Below are 22,070 nucleotides of genomic sequence, written 5' to 3'. Positions count from 1 at the left end.
CCGCGTCTTCGCGACAGCGTCTTTCCTGGCCTGGTTCGCCGAGGCCGCCTTGTCTACTGATTGCATGACCGATCCCCGTTCGCAGGGATGGGCCGGTCGCTCCCTTCGAGGCTTTGCGTGAAAAAAATCGCCCTGTTCGCCGATGTCCAGAACCTCTATTACACGGTGCGTCAGGCCCATGCCTGTCACTTCGACTACACCGCCCTGTGGGCGGATGTCAGTCGTCAGGGGACGATCGTCGAAGCCTATGCCTATGCCATCGAGCGGGGCGACGCCAAGCAGCAGCAGTTCCAGCGAATCCTGCGCAACCTGGGGTTCGTCGTGCGGCTCAAACCTTATATCCAGCGCAGCGATGGCTCGGCCAAGGGCGACTGGGACGTGGGTATCACCATCGACGTACTGGATGCGGCTGCCCGCGTGGACGCGGTGGTGCTGGCCTCGGGCGACGGTGATTTCGACCTGCTGCTGGAGCGGGTGCGGCGCGATGGCGTGCATGCCACCGCCTATGGCGTACCGGGGTTGACGGCACAGTCGCTGATCCGCGCCGCGGATCGCTATGTGCCGATCGAAGGGCGGCTGCTGTTGCGGTAGTACGAGGCGCAGGATGGAGCGTTAGGGCACGATCTATCCTGCGCCTCGATGCACTTACGAATCAGAAGCTGTATTTGATCGCTGCCGTCAAGTTACGCGGGGCTTCGAACGTGCCGTAGTTGCTGGCCACCGTCGAAAAGTACTCTTTGTTCAGGGCATTGTTCAGATTGAACGAGACAGTCAGATTACTGCTCACCTCGTAACGAGACATCAGATTGACTACCGCTACGCTGCCTTGCCTGTAGTCCAGGTTTTCACTGCTGTGAATGGCGCTCTACCAATTGACGCCTCCGCCAATTGTGGCTTTGTCCCAATGGCCGGGCAGGCGATAAGTGGTGAACAGTTTCAGGCTGTGGCTTGGTAGGCGTCTTAGCGTACGTTCTCCGTTTTCGTCCTCCGACCGTGCATAAGCGTAACCGGCACCCGCTTGCCAGCCTGTGGTCAGTTCTCCATTGAGTTCAAGTTCTACGCCGCGTGTCCGGGTTTCGCCATAGGTCTGATATTGGCGAACATTACGATTCCAGAAGGCCAGGTTTTCCACATCCATCTGGAATAGTGCGAGGCTGGAGGTCAGCCGTCCGTCGTAAAAGCCTGCCTTGACGCCCACTTCATAGCCTTCGCCCTGTTCGGGATCTGGCGAGGCCCCAGGCGCTCCATACAGGTACACGACGCCATCCTGTGGCTGGAAGATCTTTGTGTAGCTACCGTACACCGACCAGATATCGTCCAGCGTCTGGACAAGCCCCACATAGGGGACGAACACCTCTTCCTTGCGCTGGCTCGATGTTTCATCCAGTTTCCAGTCTGCACTCCGGCCACCAAGCAACAGGCTGGTGGCATCGCTGAGTTGGAAGCGGGCGTTCAGGAATGCACTGTACAGACGCTCTTGGGAACTTGATTTGCCCGTATTGATGAATGTGGGTTTAGGTGCGGTTTTTGCCCAGTCGTAGATATTGAAATAGGTAGGGTAGTTGGTTGGATCATGGTCAAAGTTGTCACTTCTGGAGCGTCCACGTGTCAGCGTGACGCCAGTGATCAACTCATGCTCCCGTCCGAACAAGGAAAAAATGCCACTCGTGTAGGCGTCCAGATTGTCCTGGCGGGTTTCTCCCTTCGAATGCCACGGTGAGAGTTCCATGCTATTTCCCGTCGCGGCATCGATACTGCCACTGATGCCTTGCTCGATTAAGTCTTTCCGATAGCGTGTATGGCTATATTCGACCTTGGCTACCCAGTTCGCCCCGATACGGTGTTCGAGCGAGGTGAAGACGCTGTTCGAGTCTTGATCGTAGTGGCTCCATTTAGGTGCGGCGCTGTCTTCGGGCGAGAGTTTGATGCGCTGGCCATTGGAGAAGAAAAGAGGGCGCCCCTGTATCGGCGAATCAGTCTTTTGAGTCATATGACTGAAGCCAATGGTAAGCAGTGTCTGGTCGCTCAGGTCGAGTTCACCTATACCGTACAGCGCCAGATTCTGCTGGTCGAAATTATCGACCCAGGCGCCATGTTGGCTGGAGTCTGCGACGAAGCGGGCACGTGCTGTGCCGTTATCGTTCAGTGCGCCGGAGGTATCCAGGCCCAGCCCGTAGCGATCCCATCTGCCTGCTTGGGCGGTGACTGAACTCTGCGGCGTTTCGGTCGGGCGCTTTCGAAGCAGGTTGACCGTTGCAGCAGGGGTCCCCAGCCCATTCATGATGCCCGTCGCTCCGCGGATGACTTCGATACGATCGTAGGTCGCGGTGTTCGTTAGAAAGGGGGCAACGGCGGCCGATGTCGGTACGCCATCGATCTGGTAATTACGCAGACGGGAGCCACGAGCATAGATGTCGATGCTGTCTTCTCCTCGTCCAATCGAGTTTTTCTGGACGAAGATGCCTGGTGTGGCTTCAAGCGCATCGATCAATGTATCGAGTTTCTGGTCATCCAATCGCTGTCGAGTCAGCACCGTTATGGCCTGAGGTGTTTCCTGTGGCGTCAGGTTCATGCGTGTGGAACTGCTGGTCGAGTAAGTGGTGTAAGAGCCGGTGCCCTCTGTTATCGAGCCAGGTGCCTTGCCGGAAATGTCTACTGATGACAGTTCCAATGCACTTGATACAGCCCCCAAGCCATAACTTCCGTCATCCCGTACCAGTAGGCGCAGTCCGGTTCCCTCGAGTAACCGGGTAAATCCTTCCTGCAGGTGATAGTTGCCATCCAGGCCTTTGCTGTCGTATCCGGCGGTCAGGGCTGGATCGAAACTGAGCAGGACGCCGTTCTGCCGGGCGAATGCGTTGAGGGCGTTTTCCAGGCTGCTGGCGGGAATGCTGTAGTGCTGGGGCGCCGCCAGGGTCAGGGTGGGCACGCCTGCCAGCGGCAGGCTCAAGCCGAACAGTGCATTGCGCACAAGCCTGGCCAATGGCGAGGGTCGAGGATGTTTTCTCATTTTTGTTCCTTTGCGAATGGTTGGCAGAAAGGTTTCGCAAAGGAGGCCGGACGAGTCGGTGAAACCTGCAGAAAAATCTTAAAACACCAGTCGGTATCCAATCTTTCAGCCCGCCGCCGTCACCGTGACCCAATAAGGCGAGCGGTAGACCAGCCGCACCGGCAGCGTCCGGGTGATGGCTTGCAGGGCCCTGTCACTGTCGCCCAGTGGATAGACGCCGGAAATCGGTAGCTGGGCGACGTCAGGGGCGCAGCGCAACAGGCCTGGGCGGTGGCGGGCTAATTCGCTGACCAGTTCGCCAAGGGGCATGGAGCTGGCCACCAGCTTGTTCTCGATCCAACTGGTGGCGCTTTCCTGCGCTTCGGTTGGCGTGGAGATGTGCTGCTTTGAAAACAGGCACTGCTGGTCTGCTTCCAGGCGCTGCGTGTGTGGGGCAGTGGTGCCGATCTCGACCGCGCCCTGGTAAACGGCCGCCAGGCAGTGGTCACCGAAGTCACGCAGTTGGAAACGTGTGCCGAGGGCCGTGACACGGCCATGGGCGGTGTCGACCTGGAAGGGGCGATGGCTTGGGTCGGGTGCGGTCTGGACGAGGATTTCGCCATGGTAGAGCCGCAGGCGACGTTGTTGCGGGCTGTAGTCGAAGGCCACCGCTGTGCCGCTGTTGAGGTAGAGCAGGCCACCATCGGCGAGTTCGACACGACGGCGCTCGCCGGTGCCGGTGCTGGCATCCGCCAGCCAGTCTTCCCAGGGGCGCAACTGCTGCGCGCCGAGCCCGAGCGAGCCACTGGCCAGCAGCAGGCCCAGTAGTTTCAGTGCCTTGCGGCGTTTGGCGTCATGTTGCGCGCCGTCGAGGGTGGCATGGGCGAGGGTTTGCGGCAGCCCGCTGAAACCCTGGCTGAGGCTTTCCAGTTGCTGCCACACCCGTTCGTTTTCCGGGTGCGCCTGGCGCCAGGCCTGGCATGCCGCCAGGTGCTCGGCCGGGCAGTCGCCGGAGAGCATTTGCACGCGCCAGGCAATGGCCTGGCCGAGTACGTCGGTGCCGGGGTGGTTCATGTGAAGCGCGCCAGGTAGCAGTGACGCAGGGCCAGGCCCATGTATTGCTGGATGGAACTGACGGACAGGCCCATGCGCTCGGCGATCTGCGGGTAGGTGAGACCATCCAGTTGTGACAGCAGGAAGGCCTGGCGCACCTTGGGTCGCAGGCCGTCCAGCAGGTTGTCGATTTCTATCAGGGTTTCCAGCAGGGCCTGGCGCTCCTCGGGCGAGGGTGCTTCCGGTTCTGGCATTGTGGCCAGGGCTTCGAGGTAGGCGCGCTCGAGGCTGGCGCGCCGGTAGTGGTCGATCAGCAGGCCGCGGGCGATGCTGGCCAGGTAGGCGCGTGGCTCGTTGATCTCACCGGAGGGCTGGCGCCCCAATACACGCAGGAAGGTGTCATGGCTGAGGTCTTCCGCATTCTCGCGGCTCTCCATGCGCTGCCTGAGCCAGCCCAACAACCAGCTGTGGTGCCCCTGGTACAGGTGTGTGAGGTCGGACGGTTCTTGCGGCACTTGTGTTCTGTCTCCAGCGGCGGCCAATCGTGCAAGTGAGAATACTATGCGTTTGCTCGTTTGCCGTCACGGTCTGCGGATTGTCTTGCAAGGCCGTTACGTTGGATAAGGGGTGAAAGTGGATTGGCAATATTGTCTGGGCTTTTGGCGCACACCCGTGGCAGGTGTGGTGGCCGAACTACCGGTTTCGGCCTTACGCCGAGTCACTTTCTCTTGTTTGCACAAGAGAAAGTAACCAAAGAGAATGCGCCCCCAGCATACGGCCCCTGCGCTGCGCTCCGGGGTTCCCTCGCTCCATCGCCGTTCCAGGGGCACGCCGCGAAGGGCCATCCATGGCCCATCGCGCCTCTCGCGGCATCCCTGCCGCTCAACCCCTTACACGACGATTCCGCTCAGCCTGCTGATGGGGGTGGTGAAGCTGGCGGTGACTGAGTGAACGAATTAAACCAACTTGATTTAAGTTTATGTTTAGGTTGGAGCGATAGAGGATGTTACAGACGCAGTATCCCCCCTTTCAGAAGGCTGAACGCAGGCATTGCGTAGGGGAGCGAGTGGCATGGATGCCACGAGAGGCGTAAAGGGCCAGGACGGCCCTTGTACGCCGGCCCCTGGAGCGATGCCGGAGTGAAGGAACCCCGGAGCGCAGCGCAGGGGCCGTATGACAGGGGGCGTGTTTCTTTGCTTCCTTTCTTTGCACGAGCAAAGAAAGGGAGGCGCCGTAAGGGCGCAACCGGTGGCCCGACCACCACACCTGCCACGGGTGTGCGCCAAAAGCCCAGACAATATTGCCAATCCGGTTGCATGACACCCTCTGCAGGTACAGCGTGATTGACCGGGATCACTCTCAGCTTTGCTCGGCCGGGCTCGCTCGTGGCGGCATATGGTGGGTGTTGGTGCGTTGTTCGTTCTGCCAGGACTCCAGGTGCACGTCGAACCCCCAGAGCCGGTACAGGTGTTTGAGCACGTGCTGGGTGGAGTCACCGAGCGGTTTGCGCTCGTGCTGGTAGTGGCGCAGGGTCAGCGAGCGGTCGCCGCGCCGGTCGACGTTCCACACCTGTACGTTGGGTTCGCGATTGCCCAGGTTGTACTGGGCCGCCAGCAGTTCGCGGATGTGGCGATAGCCGCTTTCATCGTGGATGGCCGGCACCAGCAGGTCGTCCTTCTGGTCGTCATCGAGGATGCTGAACAGCTTGAGATCGCGGATCACCTTGGGCGAGAGGAATTGCAGGATGAAGCTCTCATCCTTGAAGTCGCGCATGGCGAACTTGACCGTCGCCAGCCAGTCGCCGCCAGCGAAGTCGGGGAACCAGCGGCGGTCTTCCTCGGTGGGGTGCTCGCAGATGCGGCGGATGTCCTGGAACATGGCGAAGCCCAGGGCATAGGGGTTGATGCCGCTGTACCAGGGGCTGTCGAAGCCCGGTTGCTGGATGACGCTGGTGTGCGATTGCAGGAATTCCAGCATGAAGCCGTCCGTCACCAGCCCTTCGTCATAGAGGGTATTGAGCAGGGTGTAGTGCCAGAAGGTGGCCCAGCCCTCGTTCATCACCTGGGTCTGGCGTTGTGGATAGAAGTACTGGGCGATCTTGCGCACGATGCGGATGATTTCGCGCTGCCAGGGCTCCAGCAGCGGCGCGTGTTTTTCCAGGAAGTAGAGGATGTTTTCCTGGGGTTCGGCCGGGAAGCGTTTATCGTCGCGTTCATCGTCCTTGCTGGCGCCTCTGGGGATGGTGCGCCAGAGGTCGTTGACCTGCCGTTGCAGGTGTTCTTCGCGTTCCTGCTGGCGCAGGCGTTCTTCCTCGGCGGAAATGGGGTAGGGGCGCTTGTAGCGGTCGACGCCATAGTTCATCAGCGCGTGGCAGGAATCGAGCAGGGTTTCCACGGCGTCGATGCCGTGGCGTTCCTCGCACTGGTTGATGTACTGCCGGGCGAATACCAGGTAGTCGATGATCGAGCGGGCGTCGGTCCAGGTGCGGAACAGGTAGTTGCCCTTGAAGAAACTGTTGTGTCCGTAGCAGGCATGGGCGATCACCAGCGCCTGCATGGTGATGGTGTTTTCTTCCATCAAGTAGGCGATGCAGGGATCGGAGTTGATCACGATCTCGTAGGCCAGGCCCATCTGGCCGCGCGAGTAGGAGCGCTCGGTGCTGAGGAAGTGCTTGCCGTAGGACCAGTGGTGATAGCCCAGCGGCATGCCGACCGAGGCGTAGGCGTCCATCATCTGTTCGGCGGTGATCACTTCGATCTGGTTGGGGTAGGTGTCGAGGCCGTAGCCGGCGGCGATACGGGCGATTTCACGGTCGTACTCGCGGATCAGCTCGAAGGTCCATTCCGAGCCGGTCGAGATCGGCCGGCGGCGCGTCTGCTTGGTCGGGCTGCTCATGTCGTCATCCTGCGCTGGAAGAGTTCGCGGAACACCGGATAGATGTCGGCGGCGCTGATCAGTGGCTGCTGGGCGAAGCTGTCGGGGAAGTCTCGGGCGACTTGTTCGTAGGCATACCAGAGCGCCTGGTGCTCGCGGGGGGTGATTTCCACGTAGGTGAAGTACTGCACCAGCGGCATGATCCGCTCGCTCAGGATGTCCCGGCAAATGGGCGAGTCATCGTTCCAGTTGTCGCCATCCGAGGCCTGTGCCGCGTAGATATTCCACTCGTCGACCGGGTAGCGCTCGGTCATGACCTCATGCATCAGCTTGAGGGCGCTGGAGACGATGGTGCCGCCGGTTTCGCGCGAGTAGAAGAACTCTTCCTCGTCGACCTCTTTGGCACTCGTGTGGTGGCGGATGAACACCACGTCGATCTTGTCGTAGTTCCGCTTGAGGAACAGGTACAGCAGGATGAAGAAGCGCTTGGCGATGTCCTTGGTCGACTGGGTCATGGAGCCGGACACGTCCATCAGGCAGAACATCACGGCCTTGGAGCTGGGGTTGGGCTGGCGCGTCAGCAGGTTGTACTTGAGGTCGAAGGTGTCGAGAAAAGGGATGCGGTCGATGCGTGCACGCAGGTGTTCGATCTCCTGCTGCAGTGCCTGGATATCGCCGAGGTTGTCCGGCTCTTCGCGCTTCAGGCGTTCGAGTTCTGCGCAGGCTTCGCGCAGGCGGGCACGGCTGCTTCCACTCAGGGCGATACGCCGGGCGTGGGACGAGCGCAGGGTACGCACGATGTTGATGCGCGACGGGTTGCCTTCGCTGCTGATGCCGGCGCGGACGGTCTTGAAGGTATCGGCACCGGTCAGGTGGCGCTTGACCAGGTTCGGTAGCTCCAGGTCTTCGAACATGAAGTCGAGGAATTCTTCCTGGGTGATCTGGAAGACGAACTCGTCCATGCCCTCGCCGGAATCGCTGGCCTTGCCCTGGCCCGCGCCTGCGCCGCTGCCGCCCTGTGGCCGGGCGATGCGCTCGCCAGCGGTGAATTCCTTGTTGCCGGGGTGGACGATGGTCTGCCGTCCGCCCCGGCCATGGTGCAGGACGGGTTCGTCGATATCTTTGCCGGAGATACTGATCTGTTCGCCATGCTCCATGTCGGTGATGGAGCGACGCCCAACCGCTTCCTCCACGGCCTTCTTGATGTGCTCGCGGTAACGCCGCAGGAAGCGCTGGCGATTCACCGTGCTCTTGTTCTTGCCATTCAGGCGTCGATCGATCACGTAGCTCATAGACCCTCCAGGCGCTGCAGGCTGCGGGCCGCAAGCGCGTCTGCCTGCCGCCCGGCGCCTGAGGTCGCTTACTGCGATTTACGTACCCGCAGATACCATTCAGAGAGCAGGCGGACCTGTTTCTCCGTGTAGCCGCGCTCGACCATGCGCACGACGAAGTCGTTGTGTTTCTTCTGATCTTCCTTGCTGGCCTTGGCATTGAAGCTGATGACTGGCAGCAGGTCTTCGGTGTTGGAGAACATTTTCTTCTCGATCACCACCCGCAGCTTTTCATAGGACAACCAGCTCGGGTTCCTGCCATTGTTGTTGGCCCGGGCACGCAGCACGAAGTTGACGATCTCGTTGCGGAAATCCTTCGGATTGCTGATGCCGGCCGGTTTCTCGATCTTCTCCAGTTCTTCGTTGAGGGCGATGCGGTTGAGGATTTCGCCGGTCTCCGGGTCGCGGTATTCCTGGTCCTGGATCCAGAAGTCGGCGTAGAGCACGTAGCGGTCGAAGATGTTCTGGCCGTATTCGCTATAGGACTCCAGGTAGGCGGTCTGGATTTCCTTGCCGATGAAGTCGATGTAGCGTGGCGCCAGGTACTCCTTGAGGAAGCGCAGGTAGCGTTCGCGAACCTCGGCGGGGAACTGCTCTTGTTCGATCTGCTGCTCCAGCACATACAGCAGGTGCACCGGGTTGGCAGCGATCTCGTGGGCGTCGAAGTTGAACACCTTGGACAGGATCTTGAAGGCGAAGCGGGTCGACAGGCCGTTCATGCCCTCGTCGACACCGGCCGAGTCGCGGTATTCCTGGATCGACTTGGCCTTGGGGTCGGTGTCCTTGAGGTTTTCGCCGTCGTAGACGCGCATCTTCGAGTAGATGTTGGAGTTTTCCGGCTCCTTCAGGCGGCTCAACACCGAGAACTGCGCGAGCATCTTCAGCGTGTCCGGCGCGCAGTGGGCATGGGCCAGGGAACTGCTGACGAGCAGTTTCTCGTAGATTTTCACTTCGTCGGACACCCGCAGGCAGTAGGGCACCTTGACGATGTAGATGCGGTCGATGAAGGCCTCGTTGTTCTTGTTGTTGCGGAAGCTGTGCCACTCGGACTCGTTGGAGTGGGCCAGCAGGATGCCACTGTAGGGAATCGCCCCAAGGCCCTCGGTGCTGTTGTAGTTGCCTTCCTGGGTGGCGGTCAGCAGCGGGTGCAGCACCTTGATCGGCGCCTTGAACATCTCGACGAACTCCATCAGCCCCTGGTTGGCACGGCACAGCGCGCCGGAGTAGCTGTAGGCGTCCGGGTCGTTCTGCGGGAAGTCTTCCAGCTTGCGGATATCCACCTTGCCGACCAGGGCGGAGATGTCCTGGTTGTTCTCGTCGCCCGGTTCGGTCTTGGCCACGGCGATCTGGTTGAGGATCGACGGGTAGAGCTTGACCACGCGGAACTGGCTGATGTCGCCGCCGAACTCCTGCAGGCGCTTGGTCGCCCAAGGCGACATGATCGAGTTCAGGTAGCGGCGGGGGATGCCGAAGTCCTCTTCGAGGATTTGCGCGTCCTCCGCCGGGTTGAACAGCCCCAGCGGTGACTCGAACACCGGCGAACCCTTGATGGCGTAGAAGGGTACCTTCTCCATCAGTTGCTTGAGCTTCTCGGCCAGCGAAGACTTGCCGCCGCCGACCGGGCCGAGCAGATAGAGAATCTGCTTCTTCTCCTCCAGGCCCTGGGCGGCATGGCGGAAGTAGGAAACGATCTGCTCGATCGCTTCCTCCATGCCGTGGAAGTCAGCGAAGGCCGGGTAGCGGCGGATCACCTTGTTGGAGAATATCCGCGACAGCCGTGGATCGCCGGAAGTTTCCAGCAGTTCCGGCTCGCCGATGGCCATCAGCAGGCGCTCGGGGGCGCTGGCGTAGGTGGTCGGGTCCTGTTTGCACAGGTCGAGGTACTCCTGCAGCGAGTACTCCTCCTGGCGGGTCGCTTCGAATCGTTGCTGAAAGTGGCTGAAAATGCTCATGACTTCACCTCGATGCTCGGTGCGGTGTTGTCATCAGGCATTCTGGAGCCGGCCGGTCTGGCTCCGCGCGAAGAACCCGTGGCAAAAGGTTCTTGCGGCGAGCTTGGCCCTGGAGTTCCCCCGAACACCTAATGGTCGAAAACTGTGGACACGGCGGACGCTGTGCCGGTCTTCAGCCATTTGGATGGCCTGAACTGAAGGATAGTTCGGATTTTTCGAGAGGAAGGATGATTCTCTGGCTACTGACCTTGGTCGGGAGAGGCCTCAGTCGATGTCTGCTTCGGTTTCCTGAGGATACTGGCTGCGCCAGAGTTCGAAGCCGCCGTCGAGGCTGTAGACCTTGTCGAAGCCCTGGCCGACCAGATAGGCCGCCGCGCTCTGGCTGGAGTTACCGTGGTAGCAGGTGACGATCAGGTGCTGGTCGAGGTCGGCGTTGGCGATGAAGTCGGCCAGCGAATGGTTGTCCAGATGCAGTGAGCCACGGATGCGGCCGTTGGCGAAACTCTGCGGATCGCGGATATCCACCACCACGGCGCCTTGCTCGCGCAGTGCCTGTGCGTGTTCGGGGGCGATACGTTTGAAGTCGGTCATGGGAAACACTGCTCCAGGCATGGGGTGGAAAGAAAGAGTGACCAGGGACGCTGCCGGCGCTTGTGGCGTCCCCTAGGGTTTGGGGCATCCGCACTGGTGGCGTGTGCCGCTGTCGAGGTCGAGCAGGGTCAGGCAGTTGCCCCAGACGCAGCCGGTGTCCAGTGCGCGGATATTGGGCTCGTCGCAGCGACCTTCCAGGGCGGCCCAGTGGCCGAAGATCAGGATGTTGTCGCGGGTCTTGCGGTTGCGGTGGCTGAACCAGGGGGCGAAGCCTTCCGGTGCCTTGTCCAGGCCTTCCTTGCTGATCAGGTCGAGGGTGCCGTCGGCCTTGCAGAAGCGCATGCGGGTGAAATAGTTGGTGATCAACCGGAGCCTCGGGATGCCGTGCAGCTCTTTCTTCCACTTGTCCGGCAGGTTGCCGTACATGCCGTCGAGGAACGGCAACAGCATGGCGTCGTCGCGCAGGGCGAGTTCCACTTCATGGGCGCGCAACAGCGCCTTCGCCAGTGACCATTGCGGCGGAATGCCCGCATGCACCATGGCCGTGTTGCGCTGCGGATCATGGTGGATCAGCTTCTGCTGACGCAGGAAGTCGATCAGGTCGTTGCGATCCGGGGCGTCGAGGATCGGTTGCAGGGTGTCCGAACGCTTGAGCCGGCCAAAGCCGTAGGCGACCGCCAGCAGGTGCAGGTCGTGATTGCCGAGCACGCAGATGCCGGAACTGCCGAGGTCGCGCACGAAGCGCAGGGTTTCCAGGGACTTGGGGCCACGGTTGACCATGTCGCCGACCACCCACAGGCAGTCACGGGAGGCGCTGAAGCCGACCTTGTCCAGCAACGTCTTGAGGGGATCGAGGCAACCCTGCAGGTCGCCGACGGCATAGGTGGTCAATGCAGGACTCCTGGCACCGCGAGGCGGAACGGGGCGATGACGGCATCGAAGCTGTGACCGTCGACGGCGAGCATGCGGTAGCTGCCATGCATGTTGCCGACCTCGGTACTCATCAGCGTACCGCTGCTGTAGACATGGCTTTCACCTGGTTCTATGACGGGTTGTTCGCCGATCACGCCGGCGCCACGCACTTCCTGCACCTGGCCATCGCCATCGGTGATGACCCAGTGGCGCGACAGCAACTGGGCGGCGATGGCGCCGTTGTTCTCGATGGTGACCGTGTAGGTGAAGGCGTAGCGGTTCTGCTCCGGCTGCGACTGCTCGGGCAAGTAGTGCGGGCTGACGCTGACGTCGATCTGGTAGTAGGCGGTCTGGTTCATGCGCTGCCCTGGCTCAGTTGGTTGGACAGGCGAACGAACGCGGCCAGGTCGAGTTGCTCGGGTCGCAGGCTGCCATCGACTTCCGCGCGCTCGATGGCCTGGGCGTCCAGCAGGCCTTTCAGCGTGTTGCGCAGTGTCTTGCGGCGCTGGTTGAAGGCTTCGCGCACGACGCGCTCCAGTTGCCGGTGATCCTGAGCCGGGTGGGGCAGGGTGTCGTGGGGGACCAGGCGCACGATGGCCGAATCCACCTTGGGTGCTGGGTTGAAGGCGCCAGGGCCGACGTTGAACAGATGCTCCACGCGGCAATGGTATTGCACCATGATCGACAGCCGCCCCCAGTCGCCGCCGCCGGGCTGCGCGGCCATGCGTTCGACCACTTCCTTCTGCAGCATGAAATGCATGTCGCGGATCAGAGGGGCATTGTCGAGCAGGTGGAAGATCAGCGGGGTGGAGATGTTGTAGGGCAGGTTGCCGACGATGCGCAGTTCGCGGGGCTGGGGTGCGAGCCGATTGAAATCGAATTTGAGCGCGTCGCCCTGGTGCAGCCGGAAGCGCTCGTTGTCGGCGAACTTCCCTTGCAGGATCGGAATCAGGTCGAGATCGAGCTCGACCACGTCCAGTTGTGCGCCGCTGCCCAGCAGACCCTCGGTCAGTGCGCCTTGCCCAGGGCCGATTTCCACCAGGCGTTCACCAGGCTTGGCATGGATCGAGCGCAATATGCGATGAATAACGCCCGCATCGTGCAGGAAGTTCTGGCCAAAGCGCTTGCGGGCGCGGTGTTGGTGTTCGGACATGGAAAGGGCGGCTCCAAGCTTGGGCTTCAGGCTGCAAGTGATAAGCAGGCGCAATGGCCGGGCGGGCGAAGGGGCGCAGTTTAGCAGGGAAAGGCCATGCCGCGCGCAGACTGCTTTTCACGGTTTGCCCCCTCTCCCGCTTGCGGGAGAGGGCTGGGGAGAGGGTGTACAGCACAAGAGCCCTCTCCCCCGGCCCCTCTCCCATGAATGGGAGAGGGGAGACAGGCATCATGCAATTACCCAGGGCCGCCCGGTACCTATGGCTGAACAATCGCTCCCGATACGTGCCCGCTGCCGGCCATCTGGTAGGCGGTTTCCAGCGCAACTTGCAGGCTACCCGTGTCGATACGTCCTGTACCTGCCAGGTCGAGGGCAGTGCCATGATCGACCGAGGTGCGGACGATGGGCAGGCCCAGGGTGACGTTGACTGCTGCGCCGAAGCCTTTGTATTTCAGAACCGGCAACCCCTGGTCGTGGTACATCGCCAGCACGGCGTCGCAGTGCTCCAGGTGCTTTGGCGTGAACAGCGTGTCGGCGGGCAGAGGGCCGATGAGATCCAGGCCTTCGGCGCGTAGCGCCTGCAGGGCAGGTTCGATGACGTCGATTTCCTCACGCCCAAGGTGACCACCTTCGCCTGCGTGGGGGTTGAGGCCGCAGACCAGGATGCGCGGACGTGGGATGCCGAACTTCTCCACGAGGTCCTTGTGCAGGATGCGTGCGACACGCTTCAGCCGTGGCGCGGTAATGGCATCGGCGACATCGCGCAGGGGCAGGTGGGTGGTGACCAGTGCCACACGCAGGCCACGCGTGGCGAGCATCATCACCACTTGCTCGGTGTGGGTCAGTTCTGCCAGAAACTCGGTATGTCCGGAAAAAGGTATGCCCGCCTCGTTGATCACGCCCTTGTGCACCGGTGCGGTGATCATGCCGGCGAAGTGCCCGTCCAGGCAGCCCTGGCCGGCACGGCGTAGCGTTTCCAGCACATAGCTGCCGTTGGCCTTGTCCAGTTGACCGCACTGTACCGGCGCCTGCAGCGGCGTATCCCATACATAGAGGCTGCCTGCCGGTGCCGGGTGTGCAGGCCAGTTGGCGGGCGTCACTGGCAGCAGTTGGATGGTCAGCCCCAGATGGGTAGCGCGCTCGCTCAGCAACGTCAGGCTGGCGACGGCGACCAATGCATGGGGTTGAGCCTCGCGAGCCAGCAGCAGGCACAGGTCGGGGCCGATACCTGCGGGCTCCCCTGGGGTCAGGGCGAAAAGATTGGGCATGGGACGTCAAGCCTCGAACGGCACGCGACAAGTCAGGATGAAAATACGGCACTCGAAGCTCGACAGGGATGTGCAATTCTGCACACCCTGTCTTGCATGCTTAGAGCTTGACCTCGACGTACGCTTCGTCGCGGATCTGGCGCAGCCAGGTCTGCAGTTCTTCGTCGTACTTGCGGTTGCGCAACAGGTTGACTGCCTGCTGCTCACGGAAGGACTCGCTGGCATCGGTGGCGCGACGTCCCAGTACTTCGAGGATGTGCCAGCCATACGCTGTCTCGAATGGCTCCGACAACTGGCCGTTGGCACTGTTGGCCATAACACTGCGGAACTCGGGAACCAGTGCATTGGGGTCGATCCAGTTCAGGTCGCCGCCGTTGAGGGCCGAGCCCGGGTCTTCGGAGAAGCTTTTCGCCAGTTCGCCGAAGTCTTCGCCGTTCTCGATGCGTTGACGCAGGCGCTCGATCAGGCGGCGGCTTTCTTCGCTGCTGCGAATGGCGCTGGGCTTGATCAGGATATGGCGCACATGGACTTCGTCACGCAGCAGGTTTTCGCCGCCACGCTTGTCCAGCAGCTTGAGCAGAATGAAGCCCGCAGGCGTGCGTACCGGCTCGGTGACCTGGTTGATGGCCAGATCGCCCACCAGGCTGTCGAAGGGTGGCGGCAACTGGGCTGCCTTGCGCCATCCCATGTCACCGCCTTCGAGCGCGTTCTCGCTGGCCGAACGGGAAACCGCCAGTTGCGAGAAGTCAGCACCTTTCTGCAGTTGCTGGTAGGTGTCCAGTGCCGCGCGTTCCGCTGCCTGGATGGTCTGGGAGTCGGCGCCTTCCGGCAGTGGAATGAGGATGTTGCCCAGGTGGTATTCCTCGGAGAGCTGGAGCTTGCCCAGGTCGGAGGCCAGGAAGTTCTGCACTTCCTGGTTGGAGACCTGGATGCGCTCGGCGACCCGTTGCTGGCGGACCCGGCTGATGATCATTTCCCGGCGGATCTGCTCACGAGCGGTTGCCAGGCTGAGACCGTCGCTGGCCAGCGCGGCCTGGAACTGTTCCAGGGTCAGGTTGTTGCGCTGGGCGATGGTGCCCATGGCCTGGTTCAGCTCCTCGTCGCTGATGCGTATGCCCGAGCGCTCGCCCAGTTGCAGTTGCAGGTTCTCCGTGATCAGGCGTTCGAGCACCTGTTGCTGCATGACCTCTTGCGGCGGCAGTTCGGCGCCGCGCTTCTCGATGGTCTGCAGCACTTCGTTGATGCGCTGGTCCAGCTGGCTTTTCATGATCACGTCGTTGTCGACGATGGCCACGATACGGTCGAGTGGACGGACTTCGGCCAGGACCGAAGTGGCGAGGGTGCTGTTACCCAGCAGCAGGGCGCCCAGGAGCAGCGGGCGCAGGCCGTTAGAAAGCTTGATCTTCACGTTGACGATAACCTTGAATGCCTTGGTCCAGGAATGTCTCGGCGGAGCTGCCGAACATGCCGCCGAGTCCCTTGAGGACGATTTGCAGGAAGATGCCACGGTCCGGGTCGTCGTTCTGGCGAGGGTTGAGTCCGACCTCGTCATAATCGATCCAGTAGCGGTTGATCAGGCGCAGTTTCCAGCAGCAACTGTCGTACTCGAAACCACCGAAGGCTTCCAGGGTGCGGTTGCGGCTGTAGTCATGCTGCCAGCGGGCGATGACGCTCCATTGCGGCACGATGGGCCAGACGGTGGAGAAGTCGTGCTGGTTGATCTTGTAGTAGTCCTTGATATAGGTGGCGCTGCTCGGCGTACCGTAGTCCGCATCGTAGGTCCACTGGCCCGTCTCGCGGTCGAAGCGCAGGGTATCGTTGCGGTAGCGATAGCCGATATTGACGATCTTGTTCGGGTTGTCCGCTGCCTGGTAGTGGAACATGGCGCTGCCGGAACGGGTGCTGTGGCTGTCCGGGTCCCAGTTGAAGCTGGAGGTGAAGCGCCAGTCGTGGTTGTAGCGGTATTCGTACTCCAGTGCGTAGGGTGATACCGAGGATTGCGCGGCTGAACGCGTGCGGTAATCGACCCCTGGCAACTGTACCTTGCGGTCTTGGAAGTAGAACGCCTGGCCGATGCTCAGGCGCTGGCGCTCGAAGCCGTTCGGCTCGACCCAGCGGTTGGTGATGCCCAGGGACAGCTGGTTGGCATCGCCGATACGGTCGCGCCCGGAGAAGCGGTTGTCGCGCCACAGGGACGAGTAGCTGAACCCTGCCTCGCCAGTATCGAAGACCGGGATATCGTCCTGGTCCTTTTCCGGTACGTAGAGGTAGAACAGGCGTGGTTCCAGCGACTGTCGGTATTCATTGCCAAACCATGTGCTGTCGCGGTCGAAGTACAGGCCGCTGTCGACACTGAAGATCGGTATGCTGCGATCCTGATTGCTGTCGAACGAGGTTCCCGCAGCCAGGGTGGACTTGCCGATTCCGTCCAGGCTCAGGTCGTACTGGGTATAGGCGTACTTGATCTTGGGTGTCAGGAAGCCCCAGCTCCAGTTCAGCGGCAGGCTGACGCTCGGCTCCAGGTGTACACGGTCACCTTCGGCGCGGGTCAGGCCGCGCAGGCGGGCGTCGTACCAGAGGTGTTCCGGCAAGCCGGTATTACCGTCCTTGTCGGTGAAGTAGCCGTTCTTCAGGCTGCGCTTGAAGCTGACGAACTCGGTGTCATAGCCGAAACGCAGTCCGCCCGGCTGGAATGGCAGCGCGCCATTCAGGGTGACTTGTGGCAGGCGCTCGTAAGGTGTGATGTCCGTCACGGTGGCGCGTTCGTAGGCATGCAGGTTCAACCGTGCGGTGAAGCTGTCGCCACGGTAGGACAGGCTGCCGCGCTGGTTGAGGAAGTCCGGCTGCTCGAAGCCCAGTTGGCTGTCGAGGTCCTGGAAGTAATAGGGGTCGCTGATGTCGGTGTAGTCGAGTTCCGCCAGCCAGCGTGAGTCCAGGCCGGTCTTGTTCTGGATGTTGTACATCCAGCGCTGGTCTTCGTACTCCGACTGCAGTTTGCGCTCGTCTTCCTGGTCATCCAGGTAGGCGCCGCCGATCTGCCCTTCGCTGCTGCGCGTCAGGTAGCGGAATTCGCCTTCCATTAGCAGGCCGCGCTTGGTCATCAGGTGCGGGTAGAGCGTGGCGTCGAAGTTGGGCGCCAGGTTGAAATAGTACGGCGTCACCAGCGACAGACCGGTATCGCTGGAGCTGCCGATGCTTGGCATCAGGAAGCCGGACTGACGACGGTCATCGATTGGGAAGTGGATATAAGGTGTGTAGAACACCGGGAAATCCTTGACCCGCAGGGTGACGTTGGTGGCGGAGCCGAAGCCCGTCGTCGGGTCGAGGGTGACGTTGTTGCCTTTCAGGTGCCAGGCATTGTTCGCCGGCTCACAGCGTGTGTAGGTGCCGTCCTTGAGACGGATGATCGAGGTTTCCTCACGCTTGGCGTACTGCGCGCTGCCACGGGAGTGGCTCTCGTGCATCACGTATTCGGCGTTCTCGACCTTGGCTTCACCGCTGTCGAGGTAGATTTCGGCGCGATCGCCTACCAGCAGGGCGCCATTGTCACGGATACGCACGTTGCCGGACAGCTCGCCGCGGTTCTCCAGTTGGTAGAGGCTGGCTTCGTTGGACTCGGCCTGCATACTGCCCTGGCGCAGGACGACATCCCCGGCGAGGGTGGCGATTTCCTGCTCTTGTTCGTAGCGCGTGGCCTTGGCCGATACATAGGTCGGCGCCTCGCTTTTCGGCGTGTCGTCGCGCTGGCCCGGACGCCTGGGCTCGATGTAGGCGCCATGGCAGTAAGGGCCGGTCTCGGCCAGTTGCGCGGCGGTCAGCTTCTCGCGTGGTACCCAGTCGAGGTGGCTGTAGTCGCTGCTGCGCGAAAGCAGTGCGCGGCCTTTGCTCTGTGTGACCAGATGAGGCTGCTCGGCCGGCTTTTCTGCCTTGGCGGCCCGGCTTTCGCCCGGCTTGCTGGTCGCGCCAGCGCTGGCTGCGTTACTGCTCGGCCGGGGAGGCACGTCGCTGCCGGCACTCTGCGGTGCACAGCTCCAGCCGCCCGATGTCCCGGGCTGGCAGGCGAACTGCTCCGCAGCCGAAGAGACGGACGCGGCGAATGGCTGCATTGCCAGCAGGCCACCGGTTACCAGCAGGGGAAATTTCTTGTGAAACGCGGGATATTTGACTGCCATCTTCTTCTAGGGTCCGGGCTTGCGGCGAGCCATGGAGCGGTAAGGCCGCACGCCTCTCGATGGGCGGAGAAAGATTCGCGATAATAATGCATGACCCGCCTATCGGCTAGCGCCGTGGAGAGCTCCAGATATGTCGCAACATGATCACCGCTTGCAGGAACTGACCGCCTGGTTCGAACGCCAGCTTCCGGACCTGTATGCGGACAGTCCGCAAGGCAGGCTGACCTCGGCGAGCAGCGATGCCAGCTTTCGCCGGTATTTTCGTTGGGAGGAAGGGCAGGGCCGCAGCCTGATCCTCATGGACGCGCCGCCCCCGCAGGAGGATTGCCGCCCGTTCGTCAGGATGGCCGCGCTGCTGGCCGAGGCGGGTGTGCATGTGCCTCGGGTGCTGGCGCAGGACCTGCAAAAGGGTTTCCTGCTGCTGGATGACCTGGGGCGCCAGACCTTTCTCGAGGTGATCGACGCGCAGAATGCCGATGAGCTGTTCGACGTCGCCATCGATGCCCTGTTGGCCTTGCAGGCTCATCCGCTGGACGAGACCCTGCCACGTTATGACGAAGCACTGCTGCGGCGCGAGCTGGAGCTGTTCCCCGAGTGGTACGTGCAGCGTCACCTGGGCCTGGAGCTGACCACCGCGCAGCGCGAGGCCTGGGCGCGGATCAGCCGGTTGCTGATCGACTCGGCCCTGGCGCAACCGCAGGTGCTGGTGCACCGCGACTATATGCCCCGCAACCTGATGCTGAGCGAGCCGAACCCAGGCGTGCTGGACTTCCAGGATGCGGTCATCGGCCCGGTGACCTATGACATCACCTCGCTGTTCAAGGACGCCTTCGTCAGTTGGCCCGAGGCGCGCGTCGAGGCATGGCAGGCCCTCTATTGGCAGCGCGCCCGCGAGCGCGGCGTTCCTGTGCAGGACGACTGGCAGGACTTCCGCCGCGCCAGCGAACTGATGGGGGTGCAGCGCCACCTCAAGGTGATCGGTATCTTCTCGCGCATCTGTCACCGTGACGGCAAGCCGCGTTACCTGGCGGACGTGCCGCGCTTCTTCGCCTATATCCGCACCGTGCTGGAGCGCCGCCCCGAATTGCATGAACTGGGTATGCTGCTGGATGAGCTGGCGGCGTCCAGCGCTGAACCGGTGTCTCCATGAAGGCGATGATCCTGGCGGCGGGCAAGGGCGAGCGGCTGCGTCCGCTGACTCTGCACACGCCCAAGCCACTGGTGCCCGTGGCGGGCATACCGTTGATCGAGTACCACGTGCGTGCGCTGGCCGAGGCCGGCTTTCACCAACTGGTGATCAACCATGCCTGGCTGGGCGAGCAGATCGAGGCGTACCTGGGTGATGGCAGCCGCTGGGGCGTCGAGATTCGCTACTCGCCGGAGGGCGAACCGCTGGAAACCGGTGGCGGTGTCCGCCGTGCCCTGCCGTTGCTGGGTGACGAGCCTTTCCTGCTGGTCAATGGCGATATCTGGACCGATTTCCCGTTCGCCGGATTGCGTAGGCCAATCGCCGACCTGGCGCATCTGGTACTGGTGGACAACCCGGAACATAACGGCGCTGGGGATTTCGCACTGCATGAGGATCGGGTCACGGACTCCGCTGCAGCGGGTGAGCGACTGACCTTCAGCGGCATCTCCGTGCTGCGTCCGGAGCTGTTCCATGGCACGCCGGAAGGTGCCTTCAAGCTGGCGCCGCTGCTGCGCCAGGCGATGTCCGCCGGTCGTGTCTCGGGAGAGCGGCTCGTCGGCACCTGGGTGGACGTGGGCACCCACGAGCGTTTGCAGGCTGTTGAGCGCATTGTGCAGGAGCGCCGCTGAATGTTCTGGCCCATCACCTACCTGGGAGCGTTGGCGGGTGCCTTTCTGGCCAGCATTCCCGGTGCGATTCTCGGTGCCCTGCTGGGGCAGGCGCTGGACCGGCACCTGCGTATCGACTCCTGGCAGGGCTTGCGCGAGCGGCTCGGGGCGCGACCGCCGCTGAGCGATGAGCAATTGTTGTTCTTTCTGCTGGGGCGCCTGGCCAAGAGCGGCGGGCGGGTGCGTGAGTCGCATATCCAGGCCGCTCGTCGGGAAATGCAGCGATTGAAGCTGGACGCCGCCGGGCAACGGCAAGCCATCGAGGCTTTCCAGCAGGGACGGGACAGCGGCGATGGCCTGCGTGCCTTGCTGCGTCCGTTGAGCAAACGCCGCAGCGAAGCGCAATCGATCCTGCAGGCCTGCTGGCGCATGGCACGCGCCGAAGGCAGCGTAGGTGTCCGGGAGCATGAGTCGGTCCTGCTCTGGGGGGGCTGGATGGGGTGGGACAGCGATGCAGTGGCTGCGCTGGACCAGCAGCGACAGAAGGCCTCTCCATCCATCCGTGCCGGTGCCTACGAGCAGGCCTTGCGCCTGCTGGGCGTCAGCGCTTCGAGCGATATGCAAGAGGTCAAGCGCGCTTATCGGCGCCTGCTCAGCAAGAGCCATCCGGACAAGCTGGAAGGCTCCGGGGCGACACCCGAGCAGGTGCGCGAAGCGACGGAGCGAACCCGCGAGCTGCACAACGCCTATGCGCTGATCCGCGAGCGCAAGGGCGTTCGTTAGCGTCGCATGGTGCGGGTTGACCCGCTTTTATATAGAGGTGTCCCGTTCTTACGGCTGTTTTTCCAGCCAGCCGCGTACTCGCCGGTAGAGGCGCTCCTGGGCGGCGTCCGGATCCGCTGTCAGTTGCATCAGGGCGATCTGGGTGTAGTTCGCATGATCCAGGCGGCGGCTTTCGTTGCGGCGGGCGACGGCGGCCTGGCTGGCGATGGCGTCGTCCTTGTAATAGATGTCCGCGGTGGGCAGTTGCAGTGCCGGGATGGAAACCTCGGCATCGGCATCGACGGGTTGCCGGGTGGCGATGGCCAGCAGGTAATCGACGCCTGGGGTATCGGCCGTGCCCAGATACAGTGCGGCCCAGTAGGCGCCTGTTCCATGACCGAGCAGTACCAGGTGTTCGGCCTTTTGTTCCTTGGCGAACGCGATGGCAGTAGCGATGCGTTTATCTATACGTTCCTGGCGGCTTTCCTTTGGCGTCTGCGTGGCTTTGGCAACTGAGGCGTCAGGAAGTGGGGCGTCTTCCTTTACGGGGGGCGCGGTCTCTTCCGGCAGGTAGCCGGCCTCGCTGGTTGCGGGTGACGATTCGTCACCGGTTCCGGTTTGTTCGTCGTCGGCAGGCGCTGGGCTTTCCTGCTTGTTGTCTTTCTCTGCCGGAAGACTCGTGCGGGCAGCCTCGAAGTCAGGTGCGTCCGGTAGGGTCAGGCTCAGGGTATGCCAGCCGGCATCCGGTAGATTCTGGCGCAAGGGGGCGACGGCGTTGGGCCAGTCGGCATGTTCGCCGTCGCTGGGCAGTAGAATCACCACACCTTTGGGCTTGGCGGTATTGGCTGGCAACCAGAAGCCGGCAAAGGCTTCGTTATCTGCCTGTAATTGCCTGAACTGCTTGGGGAATTGCAGCTCCAGGGTCTTCGCATCGCGTTCGCTGCGTTCGCCCGCCGTTTGGTGAGGCACCGCTTTTGCGGGTGTGGCAGGCTGTTCGGCGGTCGCGGGTTCCTCCTCGGCGAAGGCCGCTGGCAGGTTGCCTGTCACCAGCGCAAGGCCCAACAGGGCAGGTATGAGGTGTACGGCGGGCATCTGTGGCGTGTCCGGTTGCTTCGTCGGTCGCCGTAGTAGGCCACAAGGCGTGATCGACAAGCCACTGGGCGTGCTCACCTTCGCGGCAGGAAAGGACTTTTCCGCCAGGGCGGTACATGTTTTG

Annotated in this window: 19 protein-coding genes; 4 read left to right on the top strand and 15 right to left on the bottom strand. The window is 62.2% G+C overall.

Annotation, left to right across the window (positions count from 1 at the left end; all coding sequences use genetic code 11):
* Positions 1-87 precede the first annotated feature (87 nt).
* Positions 88-591, top strand: coding sequence for an NYN domain-containing protein (locus HW090_RS06550; protein WP_179112753.1), 504 nt, complete (start codon positions 88-90; stop codon positions 589-591).
* A 61-nt stretch (positions 592-652) separates the two neighbouring features.
* On the opposite strand, the gene HW090_RS18100 is transcribed toward HW090_RS06550, so the two are convergent.
* The 14 genes from HW090_RS18100 to HW090_RS06480 all read right to left on the bottom strand — a co-directional run bounded on the left by HW090_RS18100 (position 653) and on the right by HW090_RS06480 (position 18,295).
* Positions 653-802, bottom strand: coding sequence for a TonB-dependent receptor (locus tag HW090_RS18100; protein WP_179112752.1), 150 nt, complete (start codon positions 800-802; stop codon positions 653-655).
* Positions 803-865: 63 nt separating this feature from the next.
* Positions 866-3,010, bottom strand: coding sequence for a TonB-dependent receptor (locus tag HW090_RS06540; protein ID WP_179112751.1), 2,145 nt, complete (start codon positions 3,008-3,010; stop codon positions 866-868).
* A gap of 105 nt (positions 3,011-3,115) precedes the next feature.
* On the bottom strand, positions 3,116-4,063 hold the full coding sequence (locus tag HW090_RS06535) for a FecR domain-containing protein (protein WP_179112750.1): 948 nt from the start codon (positions 4,061-4,063) through the stop codon (positions 3,116-3,118).
* On the bottom strand, positions 4,060-4,557 hold the full coding sequence (locus HW090_RS06530; RefSeq protein ID WP_179112749.1) for a sigma-70 family RNA polymerase sigma factor: 498 nt from the start codon (positions 4,555-4,557) through the stop codon (positions 4,060-4,062). Before HW090_RS06530 ends, HW090_RS06535 begins: the two co-directional genes overlap by 4 nt.
* Positions 4,558-5,401: 844 nt before the next feature.
* Positions 5,402-6,937 carry a SpoVR family protein gene (locus HW090_RS06525; protein ID WP_179112748.1) on the bottom strand — a complete coding sequence of 512 codons (1,536 nt, stop codon included), beginning with the start codon at positions 6,935-6,937 and terminating at the stop codon, positions 5,402-5,404.
* Positions 6,934-8,208 (bottom strand): YeaH/YhbH family protein, encoded by a 1,275-nt coding sequence (locus tag HW090_RS06520; protein ID WP_179112747.1) that lies wholly within the window; start codon positions 8,206-8,208, stop codon positions 6,934-6,936. Before HW090_RS06520 ends, HW090_RS06525 begins: the two co-directional genes overlap by 4 nt.
* Positions 8,209-8,276: 68 nt before the next feature.
* Positions 8,277-10,199, bottom strand: coding sequence for a PrkA family serine protein kinase (locus HW090_RS06515; RefSeq protein ID WP_179112746.1), 1,923 nt, complete (start codon positions 10,197-10,199; stop codon positions 8,277-8,279).
* Between the two features lie 264 nt (positions 10,200-10,463).
* Positions 10,464-10,790 carry a thiosulfate sulfurtransferase GlpE gene (glpE, locus tag HW090_RS06510; protein WP_179112745.1) on the bottom strand — a complete coding sequence of 109 codons (327 nt, stop codon included), beginning with the start codon at positions 10,788-10,790 and terminating at the stop codon, positions 10,464-10,466.
* 72 nt (positions 10,791-10,862) lie between these two features.
* Positions 10,863-11,681 carry a symmetrical bis(5'-nucleosyl)-tetraphosphatase gene (locus tag HW090_RS06505; RefSeq protein WP_179112744.1) on the bottom strand — a complete coding sequence of 273 codons (819 nt, stop codon included), beginning with the start codon at positions 11,679-11,681 and terminating at the stop codon, positions 10,863-10,865.
* Positions 11,678-12,061 (bottom strand): Co2+/Mg2+ efflux protein ApaG, encoded by a 384-nt coding sequence (apaG, locus tag HW090_RS06500; protein ID WP_179112743.1) that lies wholly within the window; start codon positions 12,059-12,061, stop codon positions 11,678-11,680. Before apaG ends, HW090_RS06505 begins: the two co-directional genes overlap by 4 nt.
* A complete protein-coding gene (gene rsmA / locus HW090_RS06495) occupies positions 12,058-12,855 on the bottom strand; it encodes a 16S rRNA (adenine(1518)-N(6)/adenine(1519)-N(6))-dimethyltransferase RsmA (protein ID WP_179112742.1) in 798 nt (265 codons plus the stop codon). Before rsmA ends, apaG begins: the two co-directional genes overlap by 4 nt.
* Before the next feature lie 257 nt (positions 12,856-13,112).
* On the bottom strand, positions 13,113-14,123 hold the full coding sequence (gene pdxA, locus HW090_RS06490; protein ID WP_179112741.1) for a 4-hydroxythreonine-4-phosphate dehydrogenase PdxA: 1,011 nt from the start codon (positions 14,121-14,123) through the stop codon (positions 13,113-13,115).
* 100 nt (positions 14,124-14,223) lie between these two features.
* Positions 14,224-15,531, bottom strand: coding sequence for a peptidylprolyl isomerase (locus HW090_RS06485; RefSeq protein ID WP_179112740.1), 1,308 nt, complete (start codon positions 15,529-15,531; stop codon positions 14,224-14,226).
* The gene (locus HW090_RS06480; RefSeq protein ID WP_179112739.1) at positions 15,512-18,295 is read right to left on the bottom strand and encodes an LPS-assembly protein LptD; all 2,784 of its coding nucleotides are present in this window, start codon (positions 18,293-18,295) and stop codon (positions 15,512-15,514) included. The genes HW090_RS06485 and HW090_RS06480 overlap by 20 nt, the downstream gene beginning before the upstream one ends.
* A gap of 130 nt (positions 18,296-18,425) precedes the next feature.
* Between HW090_RS06480 and HW090_RS06475 the strand changes: the two genes are divergently transcribed.
* Genes HW090_RS06475 through HW090_RS06465 form a run of 3 tightly spaced genes read left to right on the top strand, consistent with a single transcriptional unit; the run spans position 18,426 to position 20,875 of the window.
* A complete protein-coding gene (locus HW090_RS06475) occupies positions 18,426-19,445 on the top strand; it encodes an aminoglycoside phosphotransferase family protein (protein WP_179112738.1) in 1,020 nt (339 codons plus the stop codon).
* Positions 19,442-20,113, top strand: a complete 672-nt coding sequence (gene murU, locus HW090_RS06470) for an N-acetylmuramate alpha-1-phosphate uridylyltransferase MurU (RefSeq protein ID WP_179112737.1) — start codon at positions 19,442-19,444, stop codon at positions 20,111-20,113. Before HW090_RS06475 ends, murU begins: the two co-directional genes overlap by 4 nt.
* A complete protein-coding gene (locus tag HW090_RS06465) occupies positions 20,114-20,875 on the top strand; it encodes a TerB family tellurite resistance protein (RefSeq protein WP_179112736.1) in 762 nt (253 codons plus the stop codon).
* 48 nt (positions 20,876-20,923) lie between these two features.
* On the opposite strand, the gene HW090_RS06460 is transcribed toward HW090_RS06465, so the two are convergent.
* Complete coding sequence (locus HW090_RS06460) at positions 20,924-21,946, bottom strand: DUF3530 family protein (RefSeq protein ID WP_179112735.1); 1,023 nt, start codon at positions 21,944-21,946, stop codon at positions 20,924-20,926.
* Between the last annotated feature and the right edge of the window lie 124 nt (positions 21,947-22,070).

The organism is Pseudomonas sp. ABC1, assembly GCF_013395055.1.
Classification (GTDB): Bacteria; Pseudomonadota; Gammaproteobacteria; order Pseudomonadales; family Pseudomonadaceae; genus Stutzerimonas.
Note: the sequence above shows the minus strand (reverse complement) of the source record. Positions and strands in the feature narration are given on the sequence as shown.